At 70.7% G+C, this 13,124-nt stretch carries 12 protein-coding genes; 4 read left to right on the forward strand and 8 right to left on the reverse strand.

The features are described 5' to 3' along the window. Positions 1-4 precede the first annotated feature (4 nt). Both ffh and B0B15_RS10975 read right to left on the reverse strand, forming a co-directional pair. Positions 5-1,549 carry a signal recognition particle protein gene (gene ffh, locus B0B15_RS10970; protein WP_076676007.1) on the reverse strand — a complete coding sequence of 515 codons (1,545 nt, stop codon included), beginning with the start codon at positions 1,547-1,549 and terminating at the stop codon, positions 5-7. A 297-nt stretch (positions 1,550-1,846) separates the two neighbouring features. After that, on the reverse strand, positions 1,847-2,395 hold the full coding sequence (locus B0B15_RS10975) for a TetR/AcrR family transcriptional regulator (protein ID WP_076676009.1): 549 nt from the start codon (positions 2,393-2,395) through the stop codon (positions 1,847-1,849). 63 nt (positions 2,396-2,458) lie between these two features. Here B0B15_RS10975 and lipB point away from each other — a divergent pair, with 63 nt between their 5' ends. Together lipB and lipA are read left to right on the forward strand one after the other, a co-directional pair. Beyond that, positions 2,459-3,097 (forward strand): lipoyl(octanoyl) transferase LipB, encoded by a 639-nt coding sequence (gene lipB / locus B0B15_RS10980; RefSeq protein ID WP_076676011.1) that lies wholly within the window; start codon positions 2,459-2,461, stop codon positions 3,095-3,097. Continuing rightward, entirely contained in the window at positions 3,094-4,128 is a 1,035-nt protein-coding gene (gene lipA, locus B0B15_RS10985) for a lipoyl synthase (protein WP_176776621.1), read from the forward strand. The genes lipB and lipA overlap by 4 nt, the downstream gene beginning before the upstream one ends. Positions 4,129-4,181: 53 nt before the next feature. On the opposite strand, the gene B0B15_RS10990 is transcribed toward lipA, so the two are convergent. The 4 genes from B0B15_RS10990 to smc form a co-directional block, all read right to left on the reverse strand. After that, positions 4,182-4,610 (reverse strand): MSMEG_6728 family protein, encoded by a 429-nt coding sequence (locus tag B0B15_RS10990; protein WP_076676013.1) that lies wholly within the window; start codon positions 4,608-4,610, stop codon positions 4,182-4,184. Between the two features lie 3 nt (positions 4,611-4,613). Then, a complete protein-coding gene (locus B0B15_RS10995; protein ID WP_076676015.1) occupies positions 4,614-5,114 on the reverse strand; it encodes a DUF2004 domain-containing protein in 501 nt (166 codons plus the stop codon). Between the two features lie 73 nt (positions 5,115-5,187). Further along, positions 5,188-6,060 (reverse strand): signal recognition particle-docking protein FtsY, encoded by an 873-nt coding sequence (ftsY, locus tag B0B15_RS11000; protein WP_076676017.1) that lies wholly within the window; start codon positions 6,058-6,060, stop codon positions 5,188-5,190. 4 nt (positions 6,061-6,064) lie between these two features. Next, entirely contained in the window at positions 6,065-9,604 is a 3,540-nt protein-coding gene (gene smc / locus B0B15_RS11005) for a chromosome segregation protein SMC (RefSeq protein ID WP_076676019.1), read from the reverse strand. Between the two features lie 428 nt (positions 9,605-10,032). Between smc and B0B15_RS11010 the strand changes: the two genes are divergently transcribed. Both B0B15_RS11010 and B0B15_RS11015 read left to right on the forward strand, forming a co-directional pair. Further along, positions 10,033-10,320, forward strand: coding sequence for a hypothetical protein (locus B0B15_RS11010; protein ID WP_076676021.1), 288 nt, complete (start codon positions 10,033-10,035; stop codon positions 10,318-10,320). Between the two features lie 64 nt (positions 10,321-10,384). Beyond that, on the forward strand, positions 10,385-11,467 hold the full coding sequence (locus B0B15_RS11015; protein ID WP_076676023.1) for a GNAT family N-acetyltransferase: 1,083 nt from the start codon (positions 10,385-10,387) through the stop codon (positions 11,465-11,467). A gap of 75 nt (positions 11,468-11,542) precedes the next feature. Here B0B15_RS11015 and mutM read toward each other — a convergent pair whose 3' ends face one another. Together mutM and rnc are read right to left on the reverse strand one after the other, a co-directional pair. Continuing rightward, a complete protein-coding gene (mutM, locus tag B0B15_RS11020) occupies positions 11,543-12,433 on the reverse strand; it encodes a bifunctional DNA-formamidopyrimidine glycosylase/DNA-(apurinic or apyrimidinic site) lyase (RefSeq protein ID WP_076676025.1) in 891 nt (296 codons plus the stop codon). After that, positions 12,426-13,118: a ribonuclease III gene (gene rnc, locus B0B15_RS11025; protein WP_076676027.1), complete on the reverse strand. Its 693-nt coding sequence runs from the start codon at positions 13,116-13,118 to the stop codon at positions 12,426-12,428. Before rnc ends, mutM begins: the two co-directional genes overlap by 8 nt. Between the last annotated feature and the right edge of the window lie 6 nt (positions 13,119-13,124).

Here is a 13,124-nt window from a genome sequence, read left to right on the forward strand (position 1 = left end):
GCGGTCAGCCGCGTCCGAGCATCTTCTGGAGCTCGGCCAGATCGGCCTCGCTCGGCGCGTTCTGGCCGCCAAGGCCGAAGCCCGAGCCGGTGGGAGCGGCGGAGGCCGCGATCCCGGCGTTCTCGGCCGCACGCTTAGCCGGGTTGCCCGAGCGCGAGCCCTTCGCCTTCTGCTGCTTGCCGCGCTTCGACGACGCCCCGGGCTTGCCGCCCACCGGACCCATGCCGGGGATGTTGGGCACGCCGCCGCGCGCGACGGTCTTCATCATCTTCGCGGCCTGGTCGAAGCGCTGGACGAGCTGGTTGACGTCGGTGACGGTCATGCCCGAACCGCGCGCGATGCGCAGGCGACGGGAGCCGTTGAGGATCTTGGGGTTGCGGCGCTCCGCGAGCGTCATCGAGCGGATGATGGCCTCGGTGCGGTCGATCTCGCGCTCGTCGAAGTCCTCGAGCTGCTGCTTCATGTTGCCCATGCCCGGGAGCATCCCGAGCATCTTCTTCATGGAGCCCATCTTCTTCATCTGCTGCATCTGCTCGAGGAAGTCCTCGAGCGTGAAGGTCTCCGTCGCGAGCTTCTCGGCGACCTTCATCGCCTCCGCCTCGTCGAAGGCCTGCTGCGCCTGCTCGATCAGGGTGAGGATGTCACCAAGGTCCAGGATGCGCGATGCCATGCGGTCGGGGTGGAACGGCTCGACGTCGTCGAGGCCCTCACCGGTCGACGCGAAGATGATCGGACGTCCGGTCACCGAGGCGACCGAGAGGGCGGCGCCACCGCGGGCGTCACCGTCGAGCTTCGACAGCACGACGCCGGTGAAGTCGACGCCGTCCTGGAACGCCTTGGCCGTGTTGACGGCATCCTGACCGATCATCGCGTCGATGACGAAGAGCACCTCGTCGGGCTGGGTGGCCTTGCGGATGTCGGCGGCCTGCTTCATCAGCTCGGCGTCGACGCCCAGACGTCCGGCGGTGTCGATGATGACGATGTCGTGCTGCTGACGCGTCGCGTAGGCGACGCCGTCGCGGGCGACCTTCACCGGGTCGCCGACGCCGTTGCCCGGCTCGGGGGCGTAGATGGTGGCGCCGGCGCGCTCGGCGACGACCTGCAGCTGGTTGACGGCGTTGGGACGCTGGAGGTCGCAGGCGACGAGAAGGGGCGTGTGGCCGTCCTTCTCGAGCATCTTGGCGAGCTTGCCCGCGAAGGTCGTCTTACCCGAGCCCTGCAGGCCTGCGAGCATGATGACCGTCGGGGGGTTCTTGGCGAACTGCAGACGCCGCTGCTGACCTCCCAGGATGCCGATCAGCTCGTCGTTGACGATCTGCACGACCTGCTGCGCGGGGTTGAGCGCACGATTGACCTCGTCGCCGAGAGCGCGCTCGCGCACGGCGGCGGTGAACTCCTTGACCACGGGCAGGGCGACGTCGGCGTCGAGCAGGGCGCGTCGGATCTCGCGCACCGTCCCGTCGACGTCGGCGGGCGTGAGCTGGCCCTTCTTCCGGAGATTGCGGAAGGTCTCTGTGAGCCGGTCGGAGAGGGTGCCGAAAGTCGCCATGATGAGTCGAGTTTACGCGGGCCAGGGCGCTTTCGCCGCCGTCGTCCACGGACGTGCCGCGTAAGACGGCCTCGCCGATCTGCGCACCCTCAGCCCGCAGACCCCCGATGCCGCTGGGGGCGTGCGAACCGCCGAGGTCTCGCGCCTGCGGCGAAGATCCGCTGCGCAGATCGCCTCCGCGATCTGCGCATCCTCAGCCCGCAGACCCCCGGTGTCACTGAGGTTGCGCGAATCGCCGAGGTCGCGACTCTGCGACGCACACTCCGGACCCCCGAATGCCGGGGGCCGACCCTCCGCTCACGCCAGGGCGAGGGCGGCTTCCAGCACCTCAGCGATGGGCCGCCCCGCGGCGGTGCGATCCGCCCACGCCCAGACCGCCGCCAGAACGGCGGCCGAGAGTGCGCCCGCGCGGACCTGCGCGGTCAGCTGGGGCGCGCCGTCCCGCACGAACCGCGCGGCGAGCTCCCGTTGCAGCCGGAATTGCCGGACGGCCCGATCGCGGTCGAGCTCGGCGGAGATGCCCATGGCATCGGCATTGATGATCGCGAGGGCGAGCGCGTCGGGCGCGAGTCCCGCGCCGATCCCCGTCAGGCAGCCGACGGCGGCCTGTCCGTCGCGGAGCCGCTCGATCGCGGCATCCGCCTGCTCGTCGAAGCCCGACCACAGCACGTCGCTCTTGGCGGAGAAGTAGTTGAAGAAGCTCGACCGGCTCACCCCCGCGCGCCGGGTGATGTCCAAGACGGAGGTGGCGTCGTAGCCCTGCTCGAGGAACAGCTCGCACGCGGCCTCCGACAGCACCTCGCGTGAGGATGCGCGTGGTCTACCGCTGCGGGGCTCGGGGGTCACCGGACCAGCCTAGGACGCGACCCGCGATGTATTGTTGGACCCAATCCAACTTCGGAGGGGTCGATGATCGACATCCACGACGCCGGCCTCGCGCCGCACTACGTCCCGTACCTCGACGGCTGGGCTCACCAGCGTCGCATCCACGCGGACGTCGTGGCGGGCACGCGCGCCGACACCCTGCTCCTGCTCGAGCACGACGCCGTCTACACGGCGGGCAAGCGCACCGAAGCGCACGAGCGACCCGACGACGGCACGCCCGTGATCGACGTCGATCGCGGGGGGAAGATCACCTGGCACGGACCGGGGCAACTCGTGGGGTACCCCATCGTGCGCCTGCCCGAGCCGATCGACGTCGTCGCACATGTTCGGCGGCTCGAGCGTCTGCTCATCGACGCCCTCGCCGCGCACGGCGTCGACGGGTTCCGCGTGGAGGGGCGCAGCGGCGTCTGGGTCCGACGCCCCCTCGGCGTCGACAAGATCGCGGCGATCGGGGTCCGCGTCGAAAAAGGAGTGACCATGCACGGCTTCGCCGTCAACTGCGACAACACCCTCGCCGGCTTCCGGCACATCGTGCCGTGCGGCATCTCGGATGCCGGGGTCACGACCGTCAGCGAGGTCGCGGGGGCCGACGTCTCCCCCGCCGACCTCCTACCCGCGATCCAGCGGGTCTTCCGCGCCGAGTACGCGGCGGTCGCCGCGTGAGCGCCTGCGGGACCGGCCACGCCGGGGCTCCGGCATCCACCGCACCCAACGGGCGGAAGCTGTTGCGCCTGGAGGTGCGCAACGCTGAGACGCCGATCGAGCGCAAGCCCGAGTGGATCAAGACGAAGGCCAGGATGGGGCCCGAGTACACGGCGCTGCAGAACCTCGTGAAGACCGAGGAGCTGCACACCGTGTGCCAGGAGGCCGGGTGCCCCAACATCTTCGAGTGCTGGGAGGACCGGGAGGCGACCTTCCTCATCGGCGGCTCGCAGTGCACGCGACGGTGCGACTTCTGCCAGATCGACACCGGCAAGCCGGCCGACTACGACCGCGACGAGCCCCGCCGCGTCGCCGAGAGCGTGACGCGGATGCAGTTGCGCTACGCCACCGTGACCGGCGTCGCGCGCGACGACCTCCCCGACGAGGGCGCCTGGCTGCACGCCGAGACGGTGCGTCGCATCCACGCAGAGAACCCCGGCACGGGCGTCGAGATCCTCGCCACGGACTTCTCGGGAAACCCCACGCACCTCGAGGAGGTGTTCTCGTCGCGCCCCGAGGTGTTCGCGCACAACGTCGAGACCGTGCCGCGGATTTTCAAGCGCATCCGCCCCGCCTTCCGGTACGACCGCTCACTCGGTGTGCTGAGCGCCGCCCGCGACGCGGGGCTCATCACGAAGTCCAACCTCATCCTCGGCATGGGCGAGGAGCCCGAGGAGGTCGTCCAGGCGCTCGAGGACCTGCACGCGGCGGGCACCGACATCATCACGATCACCCAGTACCTCCGCCCCACCCCGCGCCACCTCCCCGTGCAGCGCTGGGTCAAGCCCGCGGAGTTCGTGGACTTCAAAGACGAGGCCGAGCGGATCGGCTTCCTCGGCGTGCTCGCCGGCCCCCTCGTGCGCTCGTCGTACCGCGCCGGCCGCCTGTGGGCGCAGTCGATGGTCTCGAAGGGCCGCGAGATCCCGCCCCACCTCGCCCACCTAGCGAAGGACATCGCCGCCGCGGACGCCGGCTTCGCTCAGGCGGTCTGAGCCCACGGGCGTCACGGGGCTCGACGCGGGCGGTCACGGCGTCCGGGAGTCCCTCAGACCGGCCACACGTACGGCAGGTCGTCGGCGACGTCGCCGAACCGAGGGACGTAGAACTCCGGGTCCTTTCGGACGAGGTTGGACCGGTGGGCGAGGTGGAACGCCTCGTCGCCGATCCACGGCGGGAGGTCGAGGCGGTCCTGGGCGACGCCGTCGACCTCGGGAGCGAACGCCAGGATCTTCTCGCGCACCGTGTCGGCGTGCCCCTGGGCGATCCACTCGTCGCTCATCACGAGGCCGTACGAGACGAGGGCCGGCAGATGGCCGTCCCACATCTTCGCGGCGGGATGGTGCCGCCAGCCGTGATCCGGGACCGTGAGCGCCCGCAGGAGCTGGAAGGTCTCGACGCGCTGCTTGCCGAGGCGTTTGGGGTCGAGCGCCGCGGCGGAGTCGCGGAACGACGGGTACGGCAGGAAGGTCTGCACGGCTCAGTCGGCGCTGGTGACCGACTGCACCCGCCCGTCGGATGCGAGGTTGACCAGCAAGACGTCGTCGGTCGCGTCGGGGTCGAGAGCGTACTCGAGCACCGCGAACGGGTCCACGCCGCCGTGCTCGTCGGCGAGGATCGTCATGCTCATCAACTGCAGCGCCTTGATGACGTCGATGTGGGTGTCGCCGGTGACGTCGGTCAGCAGATCCTCGAGCTCCTCACCGAGGGTCGCCTGCTGCTGCAGGATGTACTCGGTCACCTCGCTGGTGCGCGAGTCGAGCTCGTTCACCATCGCGTTGCGCGCGGCGAGGTCGATGGCCTCGAGCGAAGAGATGAGCGAAGCCGCTACGTCGAGGGCCTCGGTGGACACATCGTCCTGATCCGGGGCGGTGAGATCGACCGTCACGCTCTGGTCGCCGAACTCGACGCTCTCGCTCCAGAAGATCGACCCGTCGGGGCCCGACTCGAGGAGTCCGAAGAAGTCGTGCTCGATCGCCATGGGTCCCATGTAAGCATCACGCGCGGCCTTCGGGAAGAAGACCCGCCCGGAGCCCCCGGTGCGGTATGGGCCCTCAGTCAACCAGCGACGCGGCGAAGACGTGCGGGGTGAAACCCGTGAGGTCGCCGATGCCCTCGCCCTGGCCGAGGAGCTTGACCGGGATGCCGGTGAGCTCCTGCACGGCGAGCACGAAACCGCCCTTGGCCGAACCGTCGAGCTTGGTCAGCACGAGTCCGGTGACGCCTGCGCTGTCGAGGAACGCCTGCGCCTGCATGAGCCCGTTCTGCCCGGTCGTGGCGTCGAGCACCAGCAGCACCTCGCTGATCGGGGCCTGCTTCTCGACGACGCGCTTGATCTTTCCCAACTCGTCCATGAGGCCGCCCTTGGTGTGCAGACGCCCGGCGGTGTCGATCAGCACGATCTCCGTCGCTGTCTCCTTGGCGTGCGCGACGGTCTGGAACGCGACGGATGCCGGGTCCTGACCCTCGTGCTGCGGGCGCACGATCGTGGCTCCCCCGCGCTCGGCCCACGTCGCGAGCTGGTCGACCGCGGCCGCGCGGAACGTGTCGGCGGCGCCCACCACGACGCTCCGGCCGTAGCGCTGGAGGAACTTGGCGAACTTGCCGATGGTCGTGGTCTTGCCGACACCGTTCACCCCGACCACCAGCACGACGGCGGGTCGCTCGGTGAGGCGCAGCGTCGTGTCGAACTTCGCGAAGTGCTCCTCCAGCGTCTCGCGCAGCATCCGCTGCAGGTCGCGCGGATCGGTCGTGCGGTAGCGCTCGACCTTCTCGCGCAGTTCGTCGACGAGGCGCTCGGTGACGTCGGGGCCGAAGTCGGCGGTCAGCAGCGCCGTCTCGAGGTCGTCCCAGGTCGTCTCGTCGATGGTGGGTTTGACGAACAACCCGCGCAGCGCGCGGCCCAACGACCAGGAGTTCTCAGCCATTGCTTCAGCTTACGGGCGCAGCCTCGTCGCGGGCTGCGGTCGACGCGGCCGCACGCGACGCGGCGCGGTCGCCCACGCGCTGACCGACGACCGCCGAGACGCCGTCCTGACGCATCGACACGCCGTAGAGCGCGTCGGCGATCTCCATCGTGCGCTTCTGGTGCGTGATGACGATCAGCTGGCTGCTGGCACGAAGCTTCTCGAACACGCCGAGGAGCCGGCCGAGGTTGGCGTCGTCGAGCGCCGCCTCGACCTCGTCGAGGATGTAGAAGGGGCTCGGGCGCGCCGTGAAGATCGAGGTCAGGAACGCCACCGCCGCGAGCGACCGCTCCCCGCCCGACAGGAGGGAGAGCCGCTCGATCTTCTTGCCGACCGGTCGCACCGCCACCTCGATACCCGTCGTCAGCGGCGAGTCGGGGTCGGTCAGCGAGATGCTGCCCGAACCGCCGGGGAAGAGGATCGGGAAGATCTCGGTGAACGCCGCCCGGGTGTCTTCGAATGCGGCGACGAAGATCGTCTGCATCCGCTCGTCGAGCTCGGCGATGATCGTCTGCAGGTCGGTCCGGGTCTGCTGCAGGTCGGCGAGCTGCTCGGTGAGGAAGGCGTGCCGCTGCTCGAGCGCCGCGAACTCCTCCAGTGCCAACGGGTTCACACGGCCGAGCTGAACGAGTTTGCGCTCGGCATCCTGAAGGCGCCGCTTCTGGGCCGCACGATCGAAGACGGTCGGCTGCCCCTCGTCGTCCGCGGGTATCGGCTGGTCGGGGCCGTATTCTGCGACGAGGACGTCCTCCTCCAGAGCGAGCTCCGAGCGCACGCGGTCGAGCAGGCTCGTGACGTGGAGCTTCTTCTCGTGCATCTGGAGCTCCAGGCCGTGAACGCTCTCGGTCAAGCGCGTGAGGCGGTCGCGCACGGCCGCCTCATCGGCGCGGGCACGGGTGAGTTCGTCGGTGACGGCCGCCCGGGCGGTCTCGGCCGCCGCGAGCTCGACGCGCGCCTGGCTGACCGAGCGGTCGACGGAGTCGAGCAGGGCGGGGAGGGCACCGGCGACCTCGGCCGCGACCTCTCGCTGTGCGCGGCGGATCACGGCGCGTCGAGCGGCTTCGGCCGCGGCCGCGCGCTCGCGCTCGCGCTGCTGCTCGAGCTGCACGATGCGCGCCTCACCGGCACGCACCCGTTCCTTGAGCGTCTCGATGTCGAGGCGCGCCCGCATCTCGCGCTCCCGTGCCGCCTCGACCTCGGCAGCCAAAGGCTCCCTCGCCGACGCGTCGAGCAGGGGCCGGGGCGCCTCGAGCGCACGCGCGAGGGCGTCGTCGGCTCGTCGGGCCGCCGTCTCGGCCTCGGTCACGGCCGTCCCCGCCTGCGCCAGACCGGCCGCGAGGCGCTCGCATTCCGCGACGGCGGCCTCGTGGCGGACGGTGACGCGGTTGACCTTCTCCGCGTGGGCCGCGAGGGCGGCGTCGTGCGCACGGAGCGTCGACAACGCCTCCTTCGTGCGCTGACGGGCGTCGGTCAGGGTCCGCTGCTCGTCGACGAGGGCCTCGCGCAGCGAGTCGGCGATCACGACGATCTCATCGAGCCGTTCGGCCGCGGCGTCGCGCTCGGCCGCGAGCTCCAGCCGCGAGCGACCCGAGTCCGATCCGGCGCGCAGCGTGTGCGCGGTGAGCACCTCGCCCGCACGCGTGACCACCGTGACGTCGTGCGAGATGCGCTCGCGCAGTCCCTCCGCCGCGGCGAGATCGTCGACGATCAACGTCCGGCTCAGGATGCCGCGCACCCCGTCCGACGCGGTGATGACCTCACTCGCGACGGTGGCGCCGAGATCCGGCGGTGAGACGTCGGCGCCATCCCCCGCGATGGCGATCTCGACCTGGCCGAGGTCGGAGGCGGATGCCGTACGCGCCGCCGCGAACGCGGACGCCGCGTCGTCGACGAGCAGACCCTCCGCGAGCGAGCCGAGGGCCGCCGCGATGGCGGCCTCGTACCCGGCGGTGACCTTGACGTCGTCGCCGACGAGCCCCCGCACACCGGGTGCACCGGCGGCGATGAGATCGGCCGCGGCGTTGCGGACGTCGAGGGCGCGACCGAGGGCGGTGGTCTGCGCCGACAGGGCGTCGCGTTCACGCTCGGCGGCGTGCAGACGCTCGCGGAGGCCTGCCACGGTGGTCTCGAGGTCGTTCGCATCGCGCTGCGCGCGCTCGTAGGCGGCCGCGTGCTCCGCCGCCGAGGCCTCGGGGATGACGTCGGGATCCAATTCGGCCCGAGCGTCCTCCGCCTCCGCGCGGCGCGCGAGCGCGGCATCCAGAGCCCGCTGCTGCCGCTCCAGACCACCGCGGACGGCCGCGAGGGCCGAGTTCGCGGCATCCGCCGTTCCCCGGAGGGCCTGGATCTTCAAATCGTGCTCCGAGACCAGAGCGCTCTGGGCGGCGATGTCGACGTCGAGGGCGTCGAGGTCGGCACGAGCGCGGGCGACGGCCCGCGTCGCCTCCGCCGCGGCATCCTGGGTGTCGCCGAGCCCGGATGCGATGTCGTCGATCTCGGCACGGACGTCGTCGATCGTGGTCTGCGACACCGTCGGGACGAAGCCTGCGCCGTCGACGTCGTCGTCGGCGAGCAGGGTCAGGCGCTGCCCGGCGAGCGTGTAGAGCCCGCGGAGGCGTTCCTGCACCTGCTCGAGGGCGAACGCCACGCTGCGCGCGCGGTCAACGGCCTCGGACCGCTGGTCGTTCTCGAGACGCTCCACGCGTCGGCGCAGACCGTCGGCCTGCTCCTGGAGTCCGAGGCGCTCCGTGTGGCGCTCGCTCTCGGCCCGCGCCGCGTCGGCGAGTTGGGTACGCAGACGCACGAGATCGTCGGCGTACAGGCGCGCTTTGGCGTCCCGCACCACGGCAGCGATCGTCGCCGCCTCGCGCGCGATCTCGGCCTGCTTGCCGAGGGGTTTGAGCTGGCGGCGGAGCTCGCCCGCGAGGTCGCTGAGACGCGTGAGATTGGTCTCCATCGCCTCGAGCTTGCGAACGGTCTTCTCCTTGCGGCGACGGTGCTTGAGGATCCCCGCCGCTTCCTCGATGAAGCCGCGACGATCCTCGGCGGTCGCCTGCAGCACGGTGTCCAGGCGACCCTGACCGATGATGACGTGCATCTCGCGCCCGAGGCCGGAGTCGCTGAGCAGCTCCTGCACGTCGAGCAGACGACAGGTCTGCCCGTTGATGGCGTACTCGCTCGCTCCGGTCCGGAACAGCGTGCGACTGATCGTCACCTCGCTGTAGTCGATGGGCAGGGCGCCGTCGCCGTTGTCGATCGTCAGCTGCACCTCGGCACGACCGAGCGGTCCGCGTGTGGACGTGCCGGCGAAGATGACGTCCTCCATCTTCCCGCCGCGGAGGGTCTTGGCGCCCTGCTCCCCCATCACCCAGGCGAGGGCGTCAACGACGTTCGACTTGCCCGACCCGTTCGGGCCGACGATGCAGGTGACACCCGGTTCGAGGGTGAAAGTCGTCGACTGGGCGAACGATTTGAAGCCTTTGAGCGTGACGCTCTTCAGATGCACGTCACCCTCCTTCGATCGGCCCGGCGCTCCACGGTATCCGAACACCCCCGGAATTCCGCCGCGACGGGCCGTTTCCGCACGCCCGACGCGCCCGGGCGGCCACTCTTTCTGAGCATTCGCTTGACATCGGCTGAACGCGTTCGCTAGCGTCGGGGGTCGCAACCGACGTCGAAAGGAGGTTCCTTCCATGATTCGCATCACCACCGGCTTCCGCGCCACCGGCTTCATCGCCGTGCCCGTGCCCTCCGCACCCGTCACCGAAGGGACTTCCGCCGTCGGAATGCCCTCCCGACTCGGGTAACCCCGTCGCGTCGAGACGTCCTGCGTCTCCGCGTCGCGCGAGCCTCCTGTGCTCGCCCGGATCTTCGTGGTCCCTCCACGCGCTCGTCGCGTCATCCGCTCGCCTCTCATCCTCACGGAGCCTCCGCATGAACGCCCTGTTCACGCGCGCGCCGCAGCACGCCTCGGCCGCGCACACCCCCGCACCCATCCCGTCGACGGTCACCTTCGACACCACCGCCTACCGCCCGCTCGGTCTGTTCGACCGGGTGTCGCTGCGCCTCGGCCTCTGGCTGCTGACGCGGCACGCCGACCGCGCCCGGGCCCTCGACCATCAGGCGGTCAGCGCGTACCGCGCGCGCACGGCCCACGCCGAGCGCGACAAGCGCGAACGCGCTTGGCAGAGCGCCGCGGCGTTCAGCCGCCCGCCGTTCTGAGCGGTGGGGCCGACCGATGACGTCGGCCCCACCGCCCTCACCCCTCCGACCCGAAAGCCGTGACATGACCACCCTTCCGGCCGGCCTCGAGCTGCGCCCCCTCCACATCCCAACCTCCCTCGACGGCCCCGACGCCGCGGACTTCCGCGACATGGTGCGCCTTCGCAACCTCGTCTACGCCGAGATCTCCGGTCACGACGACTCCTCCATGCCCGCCGACGAGCTGCTCCCCCTGTACCAGCCGCAGCCCGAGATGAAGCGGTTCTCGTGGATCGCCGTCTTCCACGGCGAGGTCGTCGGCCGCGTCGGTCTCGACTTCCCGCAGGAGGAGGGAGCCCGCACCGGGTTCTGGCTCATCGAACTGCGGCGCTCCGCGTGGGGGCACGGCATCGGCCGCGCCGCCTTCGCCGAGATCGAGCGCATCGCCCGCGCCGAGGGCCGCACCGTCCTGCAATCGTGGGCGGAGCACCCCGCCGCGGAAGGCCCTCGTCTGGCGGCGCCCACCGGTTTCGGGTCGATACCCGAGGATCACGCGGCGCGCTTCCTCCTGGCATCCGGGTGCACCCTGGAGCAGATCGTGCGGGTGAGCCAGCTTCATCTCGCCGGCGCCCGCCCTCACCTCGAAGCCCTGCTCGCCGAGGCGGAGCACGCGGCGGCGGGGCACCGCGTCGTGCAGTGGACGCTGCCCACCCCCGACGAGTTCGTCGACGGATTCGCGTGGATGAAGTCCCGCATGGTGACCGACGCACCCTCGGCCGACCTCGAGTTCGACGAGGAGGTCTGGGATGCCGACCGCCTCCGCCGCTACGAAGCGGGGTACCTCGACGCGGGGCGGCACATGCTCGTGACCGCCGCTCAGCACATCGACACCGGCGAGCTCGCGGCATTCAACGAACTCGTGATCGGGAAGGACCGCACCACGGTGACCAGCCAGGAGGACACCCTGGTCGTCGCCGCCCACCGCGGGCACCGCCTCGGCATGCTCGTGAAGTGCGCCGGGCTTCTCGCGTGGCACGACGTCGCGCCGCTGTCTCCGCGCGTCATGACCTACAACGCGGAGGAGAACCGCCCGATGCTCTCGATCAACGAGCGCATCGGCTTCCGCCCCTTGTCGTACGAGGGCGTGTGGAAGAAGGTCCTCGCCTGACCGCGTGAGTCGCCAGGAATCGTCGTCGCGGACCCGCCGCGAGCGACGGTTCGTGGCGACTCGCGCGCGGGCGGGTCAGCGCAGGCGCTGGCAGTGCGGGCAGAAGTGGCTCGAGCGGTTCATGAACGACACGCGCACGATCGGCCGCCCGCACCGCGGGCACGGCTGACCGGTACGACCGTAGGCGTTGAGCGAGTGCGCGAAGTACCCCGCCTGCCCGTTGACGTTGACGTATTGGGCGTCGAAGCTCGTGCCGCCTTCGGCCAGGGCCTTCTCGAGCACCGCCTGCACCTCGCCGAGCAGGCGGTTCACGGCGCGTGTCGGCAGAGCGGATGCCGGCGTCTCGGGGTGGATGCGCGCGGCCCACAGCGATTCGTCGGCGTAAATGTTTCCGATGCCGCTGGCCACGGTCTGATCGAGCAGCACGCGCTTGACGCCGGACGACGTGCGCCCGAGGCGTGCCCGGAACCGCTTCGCGTCGAAAGCCGGGTCCAACGGGTCGCGTCCGATGTGCGCGACCTGGGTGGGGACGCGGGCGAGGTCGGACCCGCGCCCGCCCGCGGCGCCGTCCGGCGTGTCGACCAGCTCGTCGATCGCGAGGGACCCGAAGGTGCGCTGGTCGGCGAAGACGACCGACAGCCCACCGTGCACGGGGTGCTCGAGCTCGATGCGGATGCGCTCGTGCCGCTCCTGGGGAGCGCCGGGGACGCGCAGGAGCATTTGCCCGCTCATTCCCAGATGCGTGACGATCGTCTCGTCGTCGGAGACCGGCATCCACAGAAACTTCCCGCGCCGGACGGCCGCGCTGATGCGCCGACCGGTGAGCTCGGCCTCGAAGTGGGCCGCTCCCCCGGTGTGCCGAGTCAGGGCGCGCTCGTCGTGCACGTCGACCGAGGCGATGAGCGCCCCGCGGACGGCGGGTTCGAGGCCCGCCCGCACGACCTCGACTTCGGGCAGCTCAGGCACGGGCGTCGAGCTCGCGCCACGCCGTGAGCGCGGCGGCCATCTCGGCCTGCTTCTTGCTCGATCCCTGGCCCGTGGTCACGACATCGCCGACGGTCACCGTCGCGGTGAACCGCCGGTCGTGATCGGGCCCGGTGGCCTCGACGCCGTACGCGGGGGCCGCGAGGCCGAGACGCGCTGCGATCTCCTGCAGGCTCGTCTTCGGATCCATCGCGGCGCCGTAGCGCTCGGGGTCGGCGAGCAGCGGCTCGACCAGTCGCAGGACCATCGCGGTGGCGGCATCGGGTCCGGCCGAAAGGTACGTCGCCCCGATCAGCGCCTCCATTGTGTCGGCCAGGATCGAGTCTTTATCGCGCCCACCGGTGAGGATCTCGCCGCGACCGAGACGCACGTGGTCGCCGAGGCCGATTCCACGGGCGACCTCCGCCAGGGCGACGGTCGAGACCACGCTCGCCCGCCGTTTGGCGAGGCTGCCCTCGTCGAGGTCGGGATGACCCGTGAACAGGCGCACGGTCACGGCCTGGCCCAGAACGGAGTCACCGAGGAACTCCAGTCGTTCGTTGTGGGCGATGCCGCCGTTCTCGTAGGCGAACGAGCGGTGCGTCAGAGCAAGAGAAAGAAGCTCGGGGTCGATGTCGACCCCGAGCTTCTCGGTGAGCGCATCGCGCTCGACGTTGTTACGCGTCACGAAGTG

Origin of the sequence: Microbacterium sp. RU1D (assembly GCF_900156435.1) — a bacterium.
Lineage (GTDB): Bacteria > Actinomycetota > Actinomycetes > Actinomycetales > Microbacteriaceae > Microbacterium.

Bases quoted from the DNA above. Each gene is read 5' to 3' on its own strand.
- B0B15_RS11015 (WP_076676023.1), top strand. From the start codon at position 10,385: ATGACCACCCTTCCGGCCGGCCTCGAGCTGCGCCCCCTCCACATCCCA.
- lipB (WP_076676011.1), top strand. From the start codon at position 2,459: ATGATCGACATCCACGACGCCGGCCTCGCGCCGCACTACGTCCCGTAC.
- B0B15_RS10995 (WP_076676015.1), bottom strand. From the start codon at position 5,114: ATGGCGATCGAGCACGACTTCTTCGGACTCCTCGAGTCGGGCCCCGAC.
- B0B15_RS11010 (WP_076676021.1), top strand. From the start codon at position 10,033: ATGAACGCCCTGTTCACGCGCGCGCCGCAGCACGCCTCGGCCGCGCAC.
- ftsY (WP_076676017.1), bottom strand. From the start codon at position 6,060: ATGGCTGAGAACTCCTGGTCGTTGGGCCGCGCGCTGCGCGGGTTGTTC.
- ffh (WP_076676007.1), bottom strand. From the start codon at position 1,549: ATGGCGACTTTCGGCACCCTCTCCGACCGGCTCACAGAGACCTTCCGC.